The sequence below is a fragment of the Armatimonadota bacterium genome, from assembly GCA_016789105.1.
Classification (GTDB): domain Bacteria; phylum Armatimonadota; class Fimbriimonadia; order Fimbriimonadales; family Fimbriimonadaceae; genus UphvI-Ar2.
Genome location: JAEURN010000006.1, coordinates 147,286 through 167,236, shown reverse-complemented (window position 1 = coordinate 167,236; position 19,951 = coordinate 147,286). Strand labels below are relative to the sequence as shown.

Sequence of the window (19,951 nt, the reverse complement as noted above, 5' to 3'; positions counted from 1 at the left end):
TAGCCCCAAGGTAGCCTTTTGCCATGGTCGGACTCAGCATCGCCCTTTTCGCCATGGATCAAAGAAGCGCCACTCTCCAAGGTTTCCTCGCCGCACCGGACACTGAAAAGGCGGCCATCCTCCGAGCCCATTACAAACCGGAAGACCTCAAATTGGGCGCCAACCCATGGCGGGAAGGCGATGCCGTGCTCTTTGCAGTAGAAGGGTCTGGAGCCCAACTCACTTTTGACCATGGGGATCGGCAGCCGATGCTTGAGGCAGGTGGCGTTTCTTACTTCTGGCAGAAGTTTGAGGCGCCGACCGGGGCGGTGGTGCGCTATTATGTCGGCGGCCAGGCAACAGACCGGCCGGTCAACTTCGAGTTCTTCCCCGCCAACCCGCTGGTGCAACTGCCGCCGGGAGGGATGAGAGGCAGCTTCCGCGACATGGGTGAGCTCAAATCCGCGGTTTTTCCCGGCACGGTCCGCAAATGGTACGTCTACCTGCCGCCCAACATTGAAGCTGACCGGGATTACCCCGTGTTGTTTGCCACCGATGCCCAGTGGGACAGGCAATGGATCGCCAACGGCCTGGAGAATGCCGCCCGTGGGGGGCTGATCCCGCCGACCGTCGGGGTCTTCATCGAGCCGGGCCAAGACAAGCCCGGGAACTATTCGAACCGGAGCCGGGAATACGACACGCTCTCGGATGCCTACACACGATTCTTGCTCGAAGAAATCGAGCCCGAAGTCGCCAAACTCGCTAAACTATCCCAAGACCCTTCCAAACGGGCGTGCATCGGCATGAGCAGCGGCGGGATCTGCGCCTTCACCGCCTGTTGGCAAAGACCCGACAAGTTCGGGGTCGCAATCAGCGCCGTCGGGAGTTTCACAAACCTGGCCCGGGGAGAATCTGGACTCGCCGGGGGGCACAATTATCCCCCTCTCATTCGGATGTCGGACAAAAAGCCGATCCGCATCTTCTTGCAAGATGGCAGCCACGATTTGGACAACCAATTCGGCAATTGGTTCCTGGCCAACCAGGAAATGGCGGCCGCCCTCCGGTTCAAAGATTACGACTACCAGTGGCATCCTGGCCCCGGTTTCCATAGCACCGAGCATTTGCGGAGCATCTTTGACGAGGCACTGAAGTTCGCGTTTGGGGGCTGATTCATCCATCCCGAGATAACCCTCCGTCTGTTCTGACCCTTGATGCGGCCAGGCGTTCCAATGCGTTTGGCATAGCCGTCCCACATTTGATATGCCCCATTGCGGCTTTAGGCACCGCTTTTGGCAGAATCTGGCCGTATTTACTGACAACACCCTGCCAATGCACGAAAGGCCAACCCCTGAACGACCGCAACTCACCCGCTCACGGAGCAAAGGGGGATTAGAAACTCCTCTTGTTGGCCGTTTGTGGCGCGAGACACGCCTGATCTTTGCCCCTCCCCTCTGGTACGACATCTTGACCTATAGTTGCCTTGCGACCGGGGCGGCCCTTTTTGCAATGGCCATTGCTGGTTGGCCCCTTTTGCTCCTGTCGCCAGAGATTTTGATTTGGACCGGGCCCCTCGTCTTCTTTGCCGGGCTGTGGGGCCAACTTTCCAGTGAACGGATGACGTGCGACCTCGAGTCCCGGGTTTACACCCGCCGCGAGGGGCAAGGCTTGTTCAAGCAGATCACTCGGGGGTCATTGGCCGATTTGGACGCCGCGGTTTTGCTGGCCGACCGCAATCTCATGCGGTCAACTTTGGTTGGCGAACCGGTGACTTACCGCCTGGTGCTGTATTGGAAGCAGGGCAAAGAGCCTCTGTTGGTGATCGGAACGGAGCATGTTTCCCTGGGCCCTGGCCAAGCCGTCAACGCCGGGGCCGGAAGGATGGCCCAAACCGGGGCCGGCTACGCCAGGATTTTGGGGCTCCCGTTCTTTGACAACTCCTATTTCCTTTCTGATGGGCCGCTCAAACCTTTCTGAGTCCGGAACCGCCAATGGCGCAACGCTGTAAAATCAGGGCGTGAAGAACCTTGTTTTCTTGGCGGTCGGCGTGGCGATCGGCTTTGTGCTTGCCAAGGTCGTCGAACAGGCGATCGCCGACCAGGATGCCAACGCGTTGGCCGACGACATCCACGAACGGTTGGAAGTCCTTGAAGGCCAGCTGGCCTGAACGTGCCGCTCTGACATTGACAGTACAATCGAGCGATGTTAACGCCATTTGCCCTCAGTCTTGCCGCCATGCTGGTGCCTGAACGCGACACCGTCACGTTCTCGGTTTACCAGCGCGGAACCTTTGTCGTCACGCTGGATTACAAATCCGCCCCCAAGACCTGCGCCCACTTTGCCAAGAATGTCGAAGCCGGCATGTACGACGGCATGCTGTGGCACCGGAAAGTTAATGGGTTCGTGCTCCAAACCGGAGACCCGGAATCCAAAACTATGCTTCCCGAAGAGGCGCGGGCAAAACCAGGGGAGAACGGCGGCACCCAGGGACTCGGTGAAAAAACGGAAGGGCCAACCATCGAATTCGAGAAATCTCCCCTACCCCATCTCAAAGGCACATTGGGCATCGCCCTGGAATCCCCAGGCGACAACAGCGGCAGCAGCCATTTCTTCATCAACCTGGTGGACAACAAGCGGTTGAACGGTAAGTACGTATGCTTTGCCAAGGTGACCTCCGGCTGGGATGTCGTTGAAAAATGTGAACGGGGAGACCTGATCCTCTCCGCCAAAATCAACTGACCCAAGCCGCCCAGCCGGTCCGGTATGCTCTTCTCCGAGCAATTGGCCCATGTCGGTTTTGGTTGATAAGAACACAAAGGTCGTCGTCGCCGGAATGACCGGCAAGGAAGGGAGCTTCCACGCCGAGCAGATGATCAAGTACGGCACCCAGGTGGTGGCCGGCGTGACTCCGGGAAAGGGCGGCACCTCCCATCTGGATCGCCCGGTTTTCGACACGATGCATGAAGCCGTGGCCCAAACCGGTGCCGATGCCGCGCTGATTTTTGTCCCCGCCCCATTTGCGGCCGATTCGGTTCTTGAGGCCGAAGACGCAGGGATTCCGTTCATCACCCTCATCACGGAGGGCGTTCCGGTCAACGATATGATCCGAGCCGTGAACAAAATCAAAGCAAACGGCCGGTCTCGGCTGCTGGGTGGCAACTGCGCGGGGATCATCACACCGGGCGAATGCAAGATGGGAATCATGCCGGGGCACATATTCAAATCGGGCCCGGTGGGGATGGTGAGCCGCTCTGGAACCCTGACCTATGAGGTTGCCTGGGAACTCACAAGGGCCGACCTCGGGCAAACCACATGCGTCGGAATCGGCGGCGACCCGGTGATCGGCACGCGGTTTATCGATGCCCTGATGCTGTTCGAGGCGGATCCGGCAACCAAAGCGGTTGTGATGATCGGCGAAATCGGCGGGACAGACGAAGAAGTCGGCGCCGCTTTCATCAAAGAGCATATGACGAAACCGGTCGTCAGCTTTATCTCTGGACGCACAGCCCCCCCGGGCAAGCGGATGGGACATGCCGGCGCCATCATCAGCGGCAAAATGGGGACTCCCCAATCCAAAGTCGATGCGCTTTTGGATGCCGGGGCAAAAGTCGCCGACACCACCAGCCAGGTTGCCCAAATGGTCAAAGAATCGCTGGCTGCCGTCGGCGTCTGACCGGCAAACAGCCTCGGCCATAATCCAACTGGTGGATCCCGCCAACTATTTCGACCATGCCGCAACCACCCGCGTCTGCGAAGCAGCCCAGGAAGCAATGCTGCCTTGGTATGGACCGTTGTTTGGCAACGCCCACTCCTTGCATTCCTGGGGAACCCGGGCACGGGATTCCGTCGAATCAGCCCGGGAGTTAATTGCTTCCCTTTTGGGCGCCGAAGACCCGAGCCAGATCATTTTCACGTCGGGGGCAACAGAAGCGTGCAACACGATGGTCAGGCTCGCCTCTGGCCGCCGGTCGCAGGTCTCGCCGTTCGAACATGCCGCAGTCCGGGAGCCAGCGTCCCGGGCCGGGATCCCCTTAATCCCCAACCAAGGATTCCGGCTGCATGCCGACCCAGAACGAACCGCCATCGTTACCGCCTGCTGCAACGAAACCGGGGCCATTTTCAATCATTCAGGCGACTGGTATTGCGATGCCACCCAGGCCATCGGCAAGTTGCCTGTTTCCCTTACCGACTATTCCGGCGCAGCCTTTTCTGCCCATAAGTTCGGCGGGCCGATGGGGGTTGGCGCGCTGTTCTTGCGCGACCCTTTAGAGTTGTTTTCCGTCCAGCCGCTATTGGTAGGCGGCGGGCAGGAGGGCGGCCACCGGGCGGGGACTCTGAATGTGCCGGGAATCGTCGGCATGGCGGCTGCCTTGGAATTCGCATTGCAACACCCGTTTGCCGACGAGGCAGCAGCTCTCCGTCGAACGGTCGTTTCTGGAATGTCGGCAATTTCTGGCATCTGCTTCAACGACTCCCCAATGCAATCACCCTTCATCCTGAGTGCCACGATCCCCGGTGTCGTCGCTCAGCCCTTGGTTGAGGAGATTTCGCGGAAAGGGTTTGCGATTTCCAGCGGTCCGGCTTGCTCCAGCGGGTCGACGGATCCCAGCCCGGTCCTGACCTCGCTCGGACTTACGGAATCCGAAGCTCTCTCAACGATCCGGATCAGTTTTGGGCACGGAAACACGGATTCGTCGGCATCGGCCCTTTCCTCGGCGATCTGCGAGACCGTTTTCAGCCTCCGGCCCGAACTTGCCCCTTAGGACCCGTGCAACTTACCGGAGAGGGCTTGCGTCAGACACCTTGGCACGAGTTGTGAGACCCTTATCACAACGGTGCGCAGGAAATTCGTCCGGACGCCCTTGACGGAACGCTCGCCCTCTGATAGATTGGAACAGCGTCCCCGCGGCGAATCACCCCGCATCCAAAAACTCCGTTCTTTCGGGAGCTGAATCACCAGCCCTCGGCTTGGGCGTCATTAACACAAGGAAACAATCCGAATTGAGTGAGAATTTAGTGGAAGAAAAAATGCCCTCCCAGGTCAAGCGCGGCAAAGCGATCACGGTCCGCACCCATAGCCGCCACGCCTACATCGATGCCAGCAAACACATGCTCGACGATGCCGAACCCATCGACGACGATTTGCTGGAGATGGAGGAGGAAGAAGAGGAAGAAGAGGCCCCTGCCCAGAGGGATGAAGGCGAAGAACTTGAAATGTGGATGCGGCAAACCCGCCGCGCCCACCTGCTCACCCCCGGGCAAGAAGAAGATTTGGCCAAAAAGGTCCAAGCCAAGGATTTAGCCGAACAGGACAAATGGGATCGCGTTGCCGAACTGTTCAACCTCCCCCGCGACCACGTTTTTGACGATTTTGAACGCAAAGACGTGATGAAGATCGGCACGTTGGCCAAGCAGCAACTGATTGAGAGCAACCTCCGGCTTGTTGTCTCGATTGCCAAAAAGTACAACGCCCGGGGAATCCCGTTGGCCGACTTGATCCAAGAAGGCAATTTGGGCCTCATCCGGGCCGTCGAAAAGTTTGACTGGCGCAAAGGCTTCCGGTTCTCGACTTACGCCACGTGGTGGATCCGCCGCGCCATCGCCCGGGCAATCATTAACCAGGGCCGGACCGTCCGGATCCCGGTTTATGTGGCCGAACTCATCAACAAAGTGATGAAGACCGCCAACCAACTCCAACAGGAGCTTCACCGGGAACCGACGCCAGAAGAAGTGGCCGAAAAAGTCGGCATGGCCGCCGACCGCGTGCAAGAGATGATGCGCGTGGCCGTGGAGCCCCTGAGCCTGGAAACTCCGGTCGGCGAAAAGGACAATTCCTCGATCGGCGACTTCATCCCCAGCCACGGCATGCCCAACCCCGGCGACGTCACGACCAACCTGATCCGCCGCGAAGAGATCGACGGGATTTTGGGGCGCCTGACCAGCCGCGAGCGCGACGTGGTTCGGCTGCGGTTCGGTTTGGATGATGGCCGGGCCCGCACGCTCGAGGAAGTCGGTTCGGCCCTCAACGTCACCCGAGAGCGCGTTCGTCAAATTGAACTCCGGGCCATGAAAAAGCTCCGGCACATCGGTCAAGAGCTGGCTCAACAAGGGTTCACCATCACGCCGAGCCCGAACTAACATTCGGCAGCCGCAGGTAAACAAAAATCCCCCGGGTCTCGACCCGGGGGATTTCTCTTTGCGCAAGGCTTTTTTACTTGCGCTTGCGCCGCAGGGCCGCAACTCCGGCCAGGCCCAGGATCGCCAGGGTCGCCGGCTCCGGCACAACCGAAACAGAGGCATCGTCGAAGAACGTGCTCCCGCCGGCATTGTCGGCTTCTTGCAGGAACAACAGGAAGACCGAACCGTGATCGGTACCGGCCGGGGCGGCGCCCAGGCTGGCCGTCAGTTCGAACCAGGTGTCGGGAGCCGTGTTGGCATCGATGAAGGCCGATTCCGATGCCAGAAGGTCGTTGTTGGCGGCGTCGCGGTAAATAAGCTTGAGCAACGCCCGGTTGCCACCGGACATCTTATCGCCCGAAAGGGTTTGGGCAAAAACGCTGGCCGACGCGGATTGCCCGACGCCGATGGCGAAATCTTGGAAGGCCCCGGTAACGTTGAACGAACCGGAGAAATTGCCGAACATCTTCATGGAAAAGTCGCCGGTGTGGGCGCCAGCGTTTTCGCGGAACGCATTGCCAAAGGCGATCCAGTTAGATGCGGACGACCCTGTTCCCGATTCGAATGACGGGTTGAGGAGCTGTCCAAAGGCAGACGACGTGGCGACGAGGGCAAGGCAAAGGAGCCCGGCGCGGGAGTGGGATTTCATGGTCATGTTTTCCTCTTCGAAAGGTGTTCAAGTGACTTGAACCCGCTTTGCGAAACGTTTCGCGAAACGTTTCTCTAGTGTAATCGAAGTCAGCAGCCAGGTGGTGCAAAACCAGTACAAATGCGGGGAAGGATTCGGTGATTCAGGCTCCCTGTGCCTGATGGATTGCCCAAATGCAGCCTCGATAATGGCATGATTCCACTCATTGAAAGATATCATTTAAGCCAGCGGATCGGATGGCACCCAATCAAACATTGGATGGAGTTAGGCGGCTCACCACTTTCAATACATACATGCGGGAGCGATCCCTGCAAAACGCTGCCATTGAGCATCACCGGATCAAGTTATTCACGGCTGGAGCATCGAGGAACTTCTAACGAACCGTCAAATCCGGATCGCGCGATTACCTAGATTTCCAACAATATTGGTAATAATATCCTCAGTACGTTACAATTCAGCTACACTATGCATAATATTCTTTCCTTTTTGCCCCCCCCACTGTCAGTCATTTTTACAATATACTCATGAGATGAACAAGTCCCAGTTCACCCGATTCTCACTCGTTCTAGGTTTTTCCGCGTTCATCGTAACCTATGCAATAGCCGCCGTCATTTGGCCATCTTGTGCAATGCCTTGTAAGCAAAAACCAGATTACGAATCCTGTGTCGACTGTTGTTCGGATAGTTGCCTAACATCTGGTGGACAAGAAGCATGTCGTTCGTGCTGTGATCGAAAATTTGACCCCAACTGGCCTGATTGCTCATAATGGAACAGGCACTATGCGATTAGCAATCATCTCGGCTGTTATCATCGCGGTGATTGGGCTTGCGATGTTTGTGGCAGATGTGTTGACCAAACAAGTAGCGCAACACAAGAAGAGTATTAGAGATTTCAGTTAAAGAAGCGGAGTCGCCGAAGACTTGTGGGCAGAAGCCCTTCCGATAATCAACCGCGCTTCAACCATGGAAAGCCCCCAGTTGAATGCAAAGGATCTGTCCGTGTTGAAAAGAGTCCTTGACACCGGCAAGGAGCAAGCGCAGGGTCCCGTCTACATGGCAATCTAGCGAGGACTTCCAAAAGAGTACTACGCCAGTGGGCCTCTTACATTGAACCCAACCTAAACAAAGCCACAATAGCGGAATACCAGCAAGGAACCGCGATGACTCTCTGGATGCTGAGTCCTGCCAAACACGAATCGTACATTCAAATGGTTAAAGTTGGACCATTTCCAAAGCTGGCAGAAGAAATGAAATCATGGCCAAAAGGACTTACCAAGACAAATCACTAGCATTTACAGCTGTTGAACTGCTTTCCATCATTGCAATCATTGTGATCCTTACCGCAATTGTGTTTCCAGTCTACAACAGTGCCAAAAGGGGCGGATTCAGAACCGTTGTTGCCTCAAATTTGTCGCAACTGAATCGTGCCTTCGTCTTATATGCAACTGATTACGATGACCGAACAGCTTATGCCACAGATTTTTGCACCTCGCAAAGCTGTGCTATATCGAGCACTGTTCCTTCCATAAAGGTTGCGTTGAAACCCTATGGATACAAGGAAGATCTGGTCATTGTCCCCGTTGGCAAAGGGTTAGAAGACTATAGGCAATATGAAACTTCCCTGTCTTTTGCGCTTGATCATCTTGCCGCTGGGCCATTATCCGAATATGATGCAAATTGTCCCGTATTTTACGAAAGAAACTCCTTTTTGCACGACAATGGCCAGTTACCAAGAACGATGAAGCAGAGATGGATGACAACGTTCATCGGTGGTCAGACAAAGTTTGCGGGATACGCTGAGCTGTTTGACTTTGCCGATGCATGCCGCACTTTATACCCTCCGGTCAATTTTTAAAATTATCATGCATAAGCACGAAAAGTTTGTCATATATATTTTTTTCATTAGTTGCTTGTTAAGTGCAGCCATTTTTGCCTCTCGAAGGGTTGTTTCCAATTCTGCATTAATTGTCGCTTCTGGAAAAGTGGCCCCTTTCTTGACCGCATTGAGGTCGTGCCATTCACAGCCTCAAGGTGGCTCAGTCACCAGATATGAATTGTACGAATTCTTCGACTACGAGTGTCCTCCATGCCGCAAACTTGTTCCACAGTTAGAGGAGCTTGAGACAAGGTTTGATATCGCAGTCTATCGTTGTCATTTTCCGCTTTCAATGCACTCCAATGCTAGCAACCTTGCATTGATTAGTTTGGCTTTGCAAGATCGCGAACTCGATGCTTTCCACGCCAAGGAACTTAGCTGCAACGAAGGTTCATGTGCTACATTAGCGATGCAGTGGACTTTGAAACTGGACTCTTCAGTTTCAAATTGGCGAGAAAAGCCAAGGACTGCACTCTCCAAAGTGCGCTCCGTTGCAAATTCCCTCGGAGTATCCAGCACCCCGACGGTCTATGTTTACGACAATGCGACGGGCAACATGTATCAATGCCAAACATTTGAAGCTGTCCAAGAAGCTCTTACTCGACCCAGGTGAGGCACCAAATTGCTCAGTGTCCTGCCGCTATCATCTTGCAAAGCACTCTCTTGAGGTCAACCCCTCCTGAGACCTCCCCAAACTTCGAAAGAAGTTTCAGTCTAGGCGTGCGGAGCCGCCCAGGCCGTGCATCGGCAACCCTTCCATGGATCCGAACCGCTCGACGGCCGGAGACAGCGCAACCAGATCCGAACGGGTCAGCGATGACACCGACTGCACCTTCAAAAAGTCCAGCACGCTGACCGGGGACGCAAACCGTGCCGCCCCCGAAGTGGGCAACGTGTGCGACGGGCCGGAAACATAGTCGCCGACCGATTGGGGCGAATCTGGGCCGATGAGCACGCACCCGCAGTTCACGACCTGCTGCGCCACCCACCCGGCATTAACGCAATGCAACGAGCAATGCTCGGGCGCAAATTGGTTTAAAACGGTGATGGCCTGGTCGGGGGAATCCACAACGATGCACGCGCCATGCGTGGCCAGCGCCGCCCGCATCACGGATTCCCGCTCCGAACCCCGCAAAAGAGCTTCGCAGGCTTCTTCAATGGCCGCCGCCACCCGTTCCCCTTGGCAAACCAGGAGTCCGATGTTGTCTTCCGCGTGTTCCACTTGGGTCAGCAGGTCAAGGGCCGAAGCTTGGGCGGCGCAAGAGCCATCGGCAAACACGGCGACCTCGCTCGGCCCGGCATAAGAGTCCACCCCGACCGAACCCCAAAGCTGGCGTTTGGCTTCGTTGACATAGGTGTTCCCCGGCCCGACAACCTTGTCCACACGGTCGAACCCCTCGCAACCCAAGGCCATCAAAGCGATTGCCGAAGCCCCGCCGGCCAGAGCAACCCGATCGACCCCCGCCAAATAGCATGCATACAGTAGGGCTGGATTCAGGGAACCATCGGGCCTGGGCGGTGTGCACACGGCAACCCTCCCGACCCCGGCCACCAACGCCGGAATCGCGTTCATGAGCACCGAACTGGGGTAACTGGCCTTCCCGCCAGGGACATAGACCCCGGCACTGGCAAGCGGAAGCATCCGTTGGCCCTCAAATCCGGTGTCTTCCCCGTCTTCGATCGCGTCCATGCGCCACCCCCATCCTTTGGGCAGTTCTTCCCAGCCGTCGGTATGGGTGGATAGCTGGACTTCGTGGAAGTCTTGGATCCTCCGGGCGGCCAACTCCAATGCAGATTGGTCTTCGGGGGCTAGCCCCTCTGGCACTCCATCGGGGACGTCGTGCCAAAGCTTCTCGATGAGGGGGGAGTCAAATTGGCGCGTATGCCGGAGGACGGCCGCTTCCCCTTCTGTGGCCACATCATCAATGATGCGCGCAACGGTGTCGGCCAGAGCTCGGTCGAAAACTGGTCTCCTTTCAAAAAGGAACCTGCTTTCTGGATCTCCGAATGTGAATCGGCGCAACAGGCTCATAGCTGGGCCAACGCGCGCTCAAGTCGGGCACGGACACGGTCACGGCCCAATGCGGCCAAAAGGTCAAACAGGCCCGGCCCCGCGAGTTTGCCGGTCATGGCGACCCGAATGGGCATGATGATAGGCCCCATTCTCTCGATCCCCTGGGCTTCTGCCCAAGCCTTGATGCTTTGTTCCCATTGGGCAGGCAGGTCGTCTTCTCCCGCCCGTTCGTGCAAATGGCGGAAGAGGGGTTCGACATGGTCGGACCGGAATGCCTTCTCTACTGCCTTGGCATCGAACTCCACCTCGTCGATGAAGAAAAAGTGGCAGGCGGGCCCAAAATCGGCAAGTGTTCCCACCCGTTCCTGCTCTAGGGGAAGAACTTGCTTGACGTAAGCAGGATTGGTTTGGATCATGGTCTTGAGGGATTCCAATCCCGGGATGAAATCGCTTGGTTGGGGCTGTCCCTCTTCAGGCTCCAGGTTGTTCCAGTAATTCCAGACCATGCTGTCGCCTACATAATCGGAGACGGCTCTAAAGAGAGCCTCCGGATCCATGGCCCGAATGGCGAGTCCGTTCATCCACCGCAGCTTTTCCATGTCGAAACGGCCAGGAGACGGCTGGATGCCCTTAATGTCGAAAGCCTCGGCCAGTTCGGCGTCCGTCATGGCCTCCCGGTCGTCACCGGGGCTCCACCCGATCAAGGCGATGAAGTTTCGCAAAGGTTGCGGCAAAAACCCTTGGGCCGCGTAATCCAAGACTCGGGTTGCCCCGTGGCGTTTGCTGAGCTTTTTGCCATCTGCGCCAACGATAACCGGGCAGTGGACAAAAACCGGCATCTCCCAACCAAATGCGTCATAGAGGGCAATGTGTTTGGGGTAACTGCTGATCCATTCTTCACCACGGAAAACGTGCGTGATCCCCATGAGGTGGTCATCGACCATCGCGGCAAAGTGGTAGGTCGGCATCCCGTCTGCTTTGATGAGGACGGGGTCATCCACGGTGCCGCCATCCCATTCCAGATTCCCCCGGATAGCATCGACCCCCTTGATCTTTGTCCCGTGGGGGACTTTGAGGCGGATGACAAACGGTTTGCCGGAACTTTCGGCTTCCTCCACCTTTTGCGGGGTCGCATCGCGCCACTCCCCGCCAAAATAGCCGGTCGGCATTTTGTTGATTCTCTGGAATTCCCGCATTTGCTCAAGGTCTTCCGGGGTGTCGAAGGCCTTGTAAGCAGCCCCATTTTCAAGGAGGGTTTGGATGTGTTCGGCGTAGATTCCAGCTTCCTTACGCTCACTTTGTCGATAGGGGGCATGGGGCCCGCCGGCATGGGGCCCCTCGTCGAATTCAATGCCGGCCCAGGCCAACGTGTCGATGAATTCCTGCTCGCTTTCCGGGTTATAGCGGGACCGGTCGGTGTCCTCGATCCGCAGAATCAGGGTTCCTTGGTTCCCCTTGGCAAAAAAATCGTTGAAGACAACCGTGCGCAAGGCCCCGATATGGAGGAGCCCGGTGGGGGAGGGGGCGAATCGGACGCGAACCGGCATAGCCAAGGTTGGCAGGCTACCCCGGCATGGGCGGCACTCCCAGTCCGGCCCCGACTTTTGGAGTGCCTTGCAACCGATCCCGGGGACATACTGTCTATGTACCAAGGCGCAGGGGCGGATGGACGAAACGGGTCAATCAGAATGGCATTACGTCGGCAACTACGGTCAATTGGGACCGCTGACGTTGGATAACCTATCGGAACTGATCGCGGACTGCGTGGTTGAGCGCGACACCTTTGTTTGGCGTCCGGGGATGCCGGATTGGGCCCCGGCTGGATCAGTCCCCCAGCTGATCCCCCTCTTCAAACTCGACACCCAACCGCCGCCACCGCCGGTTCCTGGTTCCCGGATGGGCGCGCCTATCGCGTCCGCGGGGCCATCTCCTCTCGCTCCAAGCACGCCGGTGCCCCAATCTCCGATGCGGATCGAATCTGGCTACACAGCCCCCCTGACGCCCTACGGGACTCAAACCTGGAACCCCGCCCTTTACTCGGTGCCCAAGTCGGACAAGAACCGGGTGATGGCCGCTTTGCTGAATGTCGTTCCTGGCGTGGGGCGGATGTACTTAGGGCATGTGGCAATCGGCGTTTTGCAGTTAATCACTTCAATGTGCGGGTTTGGCTTGCTGTGGTCTTGGGCCGACGGCATCTATATTTTGGCGGGGGGTCTCCGCCACGACGGTTATGGCCGAGAGCTCGCCGATTAGCTATCGAGCCCGGATTGCGCCATCTCGATCGCCTTGAGGGCCGCTCTGGCTTTGTGGGCGCATTCGGCAAATTCGGTCTCTGGATTGGAGTCGTAAACGATGCCCGCCCCCGCTTGGACGTGGGCCAAGCCATCCTTGAGGAGAACCGTCCGGATCGCGATAGCCAAGCTCAAGTCGCCGTTCGCGGAAAACGTGCCGACGGCCCCGCCATAAAGCCCCCGCCGCGAAGTTTCAAGCTCTTCGATGATTTCCATCGCCCTGACTTTCTGGGCGCCGCTGAGGGTTCCGGCTGGGAACGCCGCCCGGAGCAAATCAATGGGTCCAAGCCCCTGGGCCAGTTCCCCGGCAACGTCACTGACGATGTGCATGACATGCGAATACATCTCAACCTGCATCAACCGCTCCACTTGCACTGTTCCCGGGCGGCAGACCCTTCCCAGGTCGTTGCGGCCGAGGTCGACGAGCATCACATGTTCCGCGCGTTCTTTTTCATCGGCAAGCAGTTCCGCCGCCAATCGCGCGTCTTCTTCCTGGTCGGCCCCTCTGGGTCGCGTTCCGGCGATGGGCCGGACCCTGGCCGTCTGCCCGTGCAAGCTGACGAGCAGTTCTGGCGATGCCCCGACAATATCGAACCCCCGGAACCGCAAAAGGTACATGAACGGCGATGGATTGAGGCCCCTTAACGCGCGGTAAATGGTCACCGGATGGGCCTCCACCGGTTGCGAATACCTTTGGGAGAGGACGACTTGGATGCAATCGCCGGCGGCAATGTACTCTTTGACCTGGCGGACAGCCCCCATGAAATCGCCTGAGGCGACATTCGATTCCGGCTCGCTCTGACTGAAAGTGCCTTGGGGCATGGCAGGCAGCGGGCCTTTCAGCCGGTGCTCCAGCCGCTCCAATTCGGCGATGGCGGCGTCGTATCCTTCCGGCGTTCCTTGGGCCAACGCGATGAGGAGGAGTTTGGCCCGGGCATGATCGAACACGGCGACCGTGTCGCAAACCATGAGCGCAACATCGGGCAATCCGAGTTCATCGGGATTTGTTTCTGGGATCGCTTCAATCGTCCGAACGTAGTCGTATCCGACCATGCCGACGGCGCCACCGACAAAACCCGGCAACCCTTCCAGAACCCCGGCGGCACCCGGATCGATCTGAGGCATGAGCCCGCCGAGCCCATCCAACGGGTCGTGCCCCGGCATCGCGGAATCCCGCACGACGGCCCGGGGCCTTACCCCGACCATGGAATACCGGGCCACCTGTTCCCCACCGCTAACACTTTCCAACAAGAAACTCTCGGTTTCATCGTGGGCGAGCTTCCAATACGCGCTCAGCGGGGTTTCCAGGTCAGCAAAGAGCTCGCGAACCAATGGCCAGGCAAAACCGGGCTTTGCGCGTTTCAGGAATTCGTCTCTCCCAATCGGGTGCATCGCCCTTAGTCTATCCTGGCAAGCATGGCAGACTCGCCCGAACGGTGGGAATCAGTGGTCTCCCCCCGGTTGGCAGATGTGTGGGGACGGGTTGGACGGGCATGCGACGCGGTGGGTCGGGACCCGGCCGGGGTGGTGCTTGTTGCGGTGACAAAAACATTGCCAGTGGAGGCAATCCAAGCCGCCTACTCCCTGGGCGTCCGCCATTTTGGCGAGAGTCGCTTGGCGGAATTGGAATCAAAGGTCCACAGCGTCCCAAACGACTCGGTTTGGCACTTTGTCGGCAAAATCCAGTCTAACAAAGCCAAACGGATCGCCTTTGTCGCCGATGTTCTCCACACCGTGGAAAACCAACGCCAACTCGCAGAATTCGCTAAGGTGGACCGGACCCTTGACGCTTTCATTCAGGTCAATATTGACGAAGAGCAACAAAAATCAGGGATTTTTATTCAAGACCTTGACACGGTCCTTTCCCATGTTCTAAAGTCGTATAACGTTCGGTTCCGGGGTTTAATGGCAATAGGCCGGCAGACTCCAGACCCCGAAGCGGCGAGGGAATCCTTCCGCAAATTGGCCGGATTAAACCGGCGAATCGGCGGAGAGTGGCTCAGCATGGGAATGAGCCACGACTTTGAGGTCGCGCTCCAGGAAGGGGCGACGCACATCCGGGTCGGAACCGCGCTCTTTGGAAGCCGTTAACGCCACGGAAGGGATAAGAAAGCATCATGGAAGAAGCTATGGAACGCGTCACTGTCATCGATCGCATCCGCGATTTTTTCACACGTGAGGAAGTCGAAGAGTCCGACACCGACCACGTGCCTACCCGCTCGACTGCCCAGCGCGACAACCGCCTGAGCCTCCATGCGGCCCACCGCTACCACGTGACCGTCCGCAGCCAAATTGTCTCGTTCCAAGATGCCGTTGCGGCCGCCGATGGACTCAAACGGGGCGAACAACAACTCCTTAACCTCAGCAAGTGCCCCGAAGACCTCCGCGAAAAAATCAAGGACTTCATGTGCGGGGTGAACTACAACGCCGAAGGCACCTGGGAAGAAGTGGCCGACAACGTCTTTTTGCTCGCTCCGGCCAATGCCTACGTGGAAGTGGCCCCCGCCAGCCAGCGCATGGTTGCAGGCCGCAACTGATTTTTCTCTCAACAAGGCAACGCAAGCGAAGAGCTGGAAACTCCTGAATTACCCTTCCGGTTGGCACCGGAAGGGGTTTTTTGTGTCTCCCGGCCCATAGGGGCCGGCGAGGGGGATTGACGCGGGGTGCCAATCATCCATAATCCTTCCAAGCTATGTCCGGATTCACCGTTGCAAGCGGCAAAATCGCTCTTTACCCGCAAGACCACGTGGACACCGACCGGATCATCCCGGCCCGGTTTTTGACCATGGTCACCAAAACAGGTTATGGCGATTTGCTGTTTGCCGATGTGCGCAAGCAAGAGCCCCATTTCTTTTTGGATCAACCGTCGGCGCAAGGGGCGGGCATTTTGGTGACCGGCACGAATTTTGGATGCGGTTCCAGCCGCGAGCACGCGGTGTGGGCCATCCAGCAAGCGGGTTTCATCGCCGTAATCGCGCGGATGGATGCCGATTCGCCTGGATACAGCGACATCTTCCGTCAAAATGCCGCCAACTGTGGCCTGTTGCTGATCGAGCTGCCGGCGGCAGCGCACCAAACCGTCGCTTCTCTGCCGCAAGGCACAGAGGTCACGATCGACTTGCCCAATCAGGTGGTGGTTGCTGGCGGCGAAAAGCTGCCGTTCGAAATCAACGCGGCGACCAAGGACCAGCTCCTCCGCGGCCTGGACTTGGTGGGGACGACTTTGGACTATTGCGACGAAATTGCAACTTTTGAGTCAAAATGGGATAGCTTTGCCCCCAGTCGCAGTTGAACCCACAAAACCAGTGCGGTCTGCCGCACGTCTGTAAAGGATAGACCATGCCCATGTTCGCCAGCCTCCTCCTCTTCCTCGCCCAAAACCCCCAAGGACAGCCCGCCGGTCAAACGGGACAAGAACCGCGATTTGTTTCGCAGCGCTATTTCCAGCTGAAGGATTTGGCCACCACCAAGATCACGTTCCGAGAAAAGACCCCGGTGACCTGTTGGGTCATGGATGAGGACATGAAGCGGGCCGAGGGGATGATGTTCCTTAAGGACGAAGACTGGACTGAGAAGCAAGGCATGATTTTTGTGTTCAGCCGGGGCCAGGAACTGCGATTTTGGATGCGCAACACCTTGGTGCCGCTCGACATCGCCTATGTCAGCGAATCGGGCAAGATTTTAAGCACCTACACGATGAAAGCCTTGGACGAGACGACCGATTACAGTTCGCATGGCATGGCGAAGTATGCGATCGAGCTCAAAGCCGGATTTTTGAGGAAGAACCTCATCCAAATCGGGGATATGGTCCAAATCCCCAGCACGGTCAAATCTAAGGACTAGGTTCGCAATCGGTGCTTCCTGCGGGGCAAATCCCCGGCGGGCACGGTCGGTCGGTGAACACAACCCAAAACGGCCGTCCGACAAGCTGGCCGCCGCCCGCATCGGCACATTTGTGGGGCACCGGTTTGGATTTGACGGACGTATCGCGCATGGCCCGGAGGACGTTGCCTTTGTAAGAGCCCAGCTGCCCTGGCGCTTGAGTCCTCACTTGTTCCCCGATCAAAACGTCCACAAAAACGGCAACATCGGATAAATCACCGCCGAAGTGCCCCAAGTAGCTGTTCGACCAGAAATAGGAGACCGGTTTGCCAAACTTCTTTGTCAACTTCATGTTGAAACCCATTTCAGGGTCGAGGGGTGAAAGATAAATGCGGTCTTCCTTGACATAAGGGTCGACGGCCTGCAAATCCACTGGTTCCCGGCCATCCGAATCAGCCAGATACAAGTTCTGAGCCTGCGCGAGTTGCCTGAGGTTCGAAGTTGAAACGCCGATCAGAGCCCGTTTGCGGGCCGATGCGAATACGGGCATCAGGAGCCTGGCAAGGACGGCAACGATTGTCACAACGACCAGGAGTTCGGGGAGGGTTAGAGCTCTTCTTTCCATATCAACCTTTCAAAACCTAAGTAGTACGTTCCGGCCAAAAGGGCGCCGAGAACCGTCGCCAGCACGAGCGGCATGTGGTATACGATGTGATAAGCAGTTCCCAAGTCGCCAACAACTCGCCAAGGCTTCGGGTTTACCGCGTAGGGATAAATCCAATAACAACTAGCCGAAATGAGGAAAGCCCATCCCATCCTCTTGGCGACATTCTTTATGGATGGACTCGGATCGATCAGTAATGTTATAGAGCTTCCGGCGATGCACAAAGCCAGCCACCAGGCCATCACATTCCATGTTGCCCCTTGCCATGCCGTTGCAAACTGGAAAGATTCCCGAAACGGCAAGGGTCTCAGCCCCGCCGCGTTGCGAGCCATGACTTGGAAGGGGACATCGAGAACCGCCTTGGCGAGATAGGCGAAGAGTGAGATCGACAAGGCCGAGCAGGAAACCGCCAGGGAAACCCTTGTCACCCAGTTGCTTCTTGGATTGCTGGAACTGAGGGTTCTCAGGCTAATCACAATATTCCCACCCGCTGAGGACAGGCGGAACGCAACCTTGAGGCAATTCGCTAGGATTGGTCGGGTTGCACCCCAAGACTCCAGGTCGAGAAGTGTTCTCGCAGTAAATACCGGTATTCACCCAAGAAAACCCGTCGCAATTGTAGTAGGTGGCACCTGAACAATAGTAAACATGAACACCATGCGTCCACTTAACACAGAGTAACGGATTATCTTGAACTCTGATACAGGCGTTCCAAGTCCACGTCTGCTCTGTGCAATCCGTTGGGCATGCGGGCGTGGATTCAGTTGCAGCATCGTAATCCAGCGAGATCATCTTGAACATGAGTTCAGGCGAAATGTCGCTCGGGCCGACGGCAGTTACTTTCTGGCTACTGCATGAGGCATCGGAAGTCAAACCAGAGTGAGACATTGGCAACAAAGGAAATTCACCATTCGAATTCAGAGCGAGCGCTGGTGGAGTGAGAACGGCGATGAGGGGGGGTAAGAGCAGGAAGCCTCATATGCAGATTGTACAAAGGAATCCGGTCCTAATTAAGGGAACCAGGGGAATCCAGAAGAAAATGCTACAATACGGTTACAACCAGGCAGGAGTCCGCATCAAACGGGTGGCCGCATAGGTCGCCTTTTTTGTTATGCGGGGCACGGGCCGGGAGTCAAAAAAGGACGGCGCACCATGGATATCCTTCAACAGCTCCAACAAATCGCAAACGAACGGGACCTCTCAACAGAAGAGCTCAGAACCGAGCTTGAGACAGCCCTGGCCGTGGCATACAAAAAGTATAAGGCAGTCCAAGGCGAGGTGGTCCTGCGGCTGGACAATTCGGTGCCGAGCGGTGCGGTGATCGAGAAAGAGGTTGTCGGCGAGGTTCTGGAACCCAGCCTTCAAGTCAGCATCCAGGTGGCGCAGAAATACAAAGCCGATGCGCAAATCGGGGACTTCCTGCCGCTGGAAGTCGACCCCAACACCTTTGGCCGGATCGCGGCGCAGACCTTTAAACAGGTGTTGCAGCAAAAGATCCGGGAAGCCGAGTTGCGCAAGCTGCACGACCAGTTCAGCGACCGGGTCGGCGAGGTGATGAGCGGGATCGTAATGCGCCGCGAAGAAGGCAACGTCTTGCTCCAGGTCGACCGCAAAGAGGTCGTATTGCCCAAGCGCGAACAGGTGGGGACAGACGATTACCGCCCCCAAGAGCGCATGCGCGTCCTCGTCCTCAAAATTGAAGAAGACCGCCGGGGTTTCCAGGTCATCGCCAGCCGGAGCCACCCGAACCTTTTGCGGAAGCTGCTTGAGCAGGAAGTGCCCGAAATCGCCGAAGGCGTCGTCGAGATCATGTCGATCGCCCGGGAGCCAGGCCAACGGAGCAAAATCGCGGTCATCAGCCACGATGAGCGGATCGACGCCGTCGGCGCATGCGTCGGCCAACGCGGGTCGCGGATCCAAGTCCTGATGGACGAACTCCGGCCCGAAAAAATCGACGTCGTGCCGTGGAGCAGCGAGCCCAAGACCTTCATCGTCAACGCCCTCAGCCCGGCAAAAGTCAACTCCATCCGCATGAACGAAGAGGAAAAGAGCGCCTACGTCGTGGTGCCAGACAACCAACTCAGCCTGGCCATCGGTCGCGGCGGCCAAAACGTGCGGCTTGCTGCCCGTCTAACGGAATGGAAGATCGACATCCGCAGCGAGGAGCAGGCCAACCAAGAAAAAGCGGCGGCGCGAACCCAGGGGAGCGGGGACCCATCTCCGAGCCCATAAGGACATGCATCGCTTGCCGGAGCCGGCGACCCCAAAGGGACCTGCTCCGGCTTTCCATCGGCCCTGACGGGGGGTTGGCGCTCAACGCCAAATCGCCGCAAGGAAGGAGTTTTTACATTTGCCCGGGCGAGAATTGCCGCCGGGCGGTGCACGCACGCAGTGCCAGCCGGGCGCTCCGGCAACCAGTCTCGGGCGAAGTGCTCGAAGCCGCAGTTCAATCCACGTTATGCCAACAGAGGTAAAGTCAATCC

Annotated in this window: 23 protein-coding genes; 17 read left to right on the top strand and 6 right to left on the bottom strand. The window is 57.4% G+C overall.

Annotated features, from left to right (window positions below):
• Positions 1-23: 23 nt before the first annotated feature.
• From JNM28_06470 to JNM28_06440, 7 genes are all read left to right on the top strand, one after another.
• Positions 24-1,148: an enterochelin esterase gene (locus JNM28_06470; protein ID MBL8068074.1), complete on the top strand. Its 1,125-nt coding sequence runs from the start codon at positions 24-26 to the stop codon at positions 1,146-1,148.
• Between the two features lie 160 nt (positions 1,149-1,308).
• Entirely contained in the window at positions 1,309-1,953 is a 645-nt protein-coding gene (locus JNM28_06465; protein ID MBL8068073.1) for a hypothetical protein, read from the top strand.
• A 40-nt stretch (positions 1,954-1,993) separates the two neighbouring features.
• Positions 1,994-2,143 carry a hypothetical protein gene (locus tag JNM28_06460; protein MBL8068072.1) on the top strand — a complete coding sequence of 50 codons (150 nt, stop codon included), beginning with the start codon at positions 1,994-1,996 and terminating at the stop codon, positions 2,141-2,143.
• Positions 2,144-2,178: 35 nt separating this feature from the next.
• Positions 2,179-2,715: a peptidylprolyl isomerase gene (locus JNM28_06455; protein MBL8068071.1), complete on the top strand. Its 537-nt coding sequence runs from the start codon at positions 2,179-2,181 to the stop codon at positions 2,713-2,715.
• Between the two features lie 49 nt (positions 2,716-2,764).
• Complete coding sequence (gene sucD, locus JNM28_06450) at positions 2,765-3,649, top strand: succinate--CoA ligase subunit alpha (GenBank protein ID MBL8068070.1); 885 nt, start codon at positions 2,765-2,767, stop codon at positions 3,647-3,649.
• Positions 3,650-3,680: 31 nt separating this feature from the next.
• Positions 3,681-4,739: an aminotransferase class V-fold PLP-dependent enzyme gene (locus JNM28_06445; GenBank protein ID MBL8068069.1), complete on the top strand. Its 1,059-nt coding sequence runs from the start codon at positions 3,681-3,683 to the stop codon at positions 4,737-4,739.
• A gap of 265 nt (positions 4,740-5,004) precedes the next feature.
• Positions 5,005-6,114, top strand: coding sequence for a sigma-70 family RNA polymerase sigma factor (locus JNM28_06440; protein MBL8068068.1), 1,110 nt, complete (start codon positions 5,005-5,007; stop codon positions 6,112-6,114).
• A 73-nt stretch (positions 6,115-6,187) separates the two neighbouring features.
• On the opposite strand, the gene JNM28_06435 is transcribed toward JNM28_06440, so the two are convergent.
• Entirely contained in the window at positions 6,188-6,802 is a 615-nt protein-coding gene (locus tag JNM28_06435) for a PEP-CTERM sorting domain-containing protein (protein ID MBL8068067.1), read from the bottom strand.
• Between the two features lie 698 nt (positions 6,803-7,500).
• On the opposite strand from JNM28_06435, the gene JNM28_06430 reads away from it, so the two are divergent.
• The 3 genes from JNM28_06430 to JNM28_06420 all read left to right on the top strand — a co-directional run bounded on the left by JNM28_06430 (position 7,501) and on the right by JNM28_06420 (position 9,290).
• Positions 7,501-7,701 (top strand): hypothetical protein, encoded by a 201-nt coding sequence (locus JNM28_06430; GenBank protein MBL8068066.1) that lies wholly within the window; start codon positions 7,501-7,503, stop codon positions 7,699-7,701.
• 355 nt (positions 7,702-8,056) lie between these two features.
• Positions 8,057-8,656, top strand: coding sequence for a hypothetical protein (locus JNM28_06425; protein ID MBL8068065.1), 600 nt, complete (start codon positions 8,057-8,059; stop codon positions 8,654-8,656).
• Between the two features lie 7 nt (positions 8,657-8,663).
• Complete coding sequence (locus JNM28_06420; GenBank protein ID MBL8068064.1) at positions 8,664-9,290, top strand: thioredoxin domain-containing protein; 627 nt, start codon at positions 8,664-8,666, stop codon at positions 9,288-9,290.
• Between the two features lie 96 nt (positions 9,291-9,386).
• Here the strand turns inward: JNM28_06420 and hisD are convergent, their stop codons facing one another.
• Positions 9,387-10,709 (bottom strand): histidinol dehydrogenase, encoded by a 1,323-nt coding sequence (gene hisD / locus JNM28_06415; protein MBL8068063.1) that lies wholly within the window; start codon positions 10,707-10,709, stop codon positions 9,387-9,389.
• Positions 10,706-12,238 carry a glutamate--tRNA ligase gene (locus JNM28_06410; protein MBL8068062.1) on the bottom strand — a complete coding sequence of 511 codons (1,533 nt, stop codon included), beginning with the start codon at positions 12,236-12,238 and terminating at the stop codon, positions 10,706-10,708. The genes hisD and JNM28_06410 overlap by 4 nt, the downstream gene beginning before the upstream one ends.
• Positions 12,239-12,356: 118 nt before the next feature.
• Between JNM28_06410 and JNM28_06405 the strand changes: the two genes are divergently transcribed.
• Positions 12,357-12,944, top strand: coding sequence for a DUF4339 domain-containing protein (locus JNM28_06405; protein MBL8068061.1), 588 nt, complete (start codon positions 12,357-12,359; stop codon positions 12,942-12,944).
• On the opposite strand, the gene trpE is transcribed toward JNM28_06405, so the two are convergent.
• A complete protein-coding gene (gene trpE / locus JNM28_06400) occupies positions 12,941-14,374 on the bottom strand; it encodes an anthranilate synthase component I (GenBank protein ID MBL8068060.1) in 1,434 nt (477 codons plus the stop codon). The two genes, JNM28_06405 and trpE, sit on opposite strands and share 4 nt — an antisense overlap.
• A 24-nt stretch (positions 14,375-14,398) precedes the next feature.
• Between trpE and JNM28_06395 the strand changes: the two genes are divergently transcribed.
• The 4 genes from JNM28_06395 (at position 14,399) to JNM28_06380 (ending at position 16,825) form a co-directional block, all read left to right on the top strand.
• Complete coding sequence (locus JNM28_06395) at positions 14,399-15,073, top strand: YggS family pyridoxal phosphate-dependent enzyme (GenBank protein ID MBL8068059.1); 675 nt, start codon at positions 14,399-14,401, stop codon at positions 15,071-15,073.
• Between the two features lie 26 nt (positions 15,074-15,099).
• Complete coding sequence (locus tag JNM28_06390) at positions 15,100-15,519, top strand: cell division protein SepF (protein ID MBL8068058.1); 420 nt, start codon at positions 15,100-15,102, stop codon at positions 15,517-15,519.
• Between the two features lie 155 nt (positions 15,520-15,674).
• The gene (gene leuD / locus JNM28_06385) at positions 15,675-16,274 is read left to right on the top strand and encodes a 3-isopropylmalate dehydratase small subunit (protein MBL8068057.1); all 600 of its coding nucleotides are present in this window, start codon (positions 15,675-15,677) and stop codon (positions 16,272-16,274) included.
• A gap of 53 nt (positions 16,275-16,327) precedes the next feature.
• Complete coding sequence (locus JNM28_06380) at positions 16,328-16,825, top strand: DUF192 domain-containing protein (protein ID MBL8068056.1); 498 nt, start codon at positions 16,328-16,330, stop codon at positions 16,823-16,825.
• Here JNM28_06380 and JNM28_06375 read toward each other — a convergent pair.
• Positions 16,815-17,429 (bottom strand): type II secretion system protein, encoded by a 615-nt coding sequence (locus tag JNM28_06375; GenBank protein MBL8068055.1) that lies wholly within the window; start codon positions 17,427-17,429, stop codon positions 16,815-16,817. The genes JNM28_06380 and JNM28_06375 overlap by 11 nt on opposite strands.
• Positions 17,411-17,944, bottom strand: a complete 534-nt coding sequence (locus JNM28_06370; protein ID MBL8068054.1) for a hypothetical protein — start codon at positions 17,942-17,944, stop codon at positions 17,411-17,413. Before JNM28_06370 ends, JNM28_06375 begins: the two co-directional genes overlap by 19 nt.
• Positions 17,945-18,620: 676 nt before the next feature.
• Here JNM28_06370 and nusA point away from each other — a divergent pair.
• Complete coding sequence (gene nusA, locus JNM28_06365) at positions 18,621-19,700, top strand: transcription termination/antitermination protein NusA (GenBank protein MBL8068053.1); 1,080 nt, start codon at positions 18,621-18,623, stop codon at positions 19,698-19,700.
• Entirely contained in the window at positions 19,607-19,942 is a 336-nt protein-coding gene (locus JNM28_06360; protein ID MBL8068052.1) for a YlxR family protein, read from the top strand. Before nusA ends, JNM28_06360 begins: the two co-directional genes overlap by 94 nt.
• The last annotated feature ends 9 nt before the right edge of the window (positions 19,943-19,951 follow it).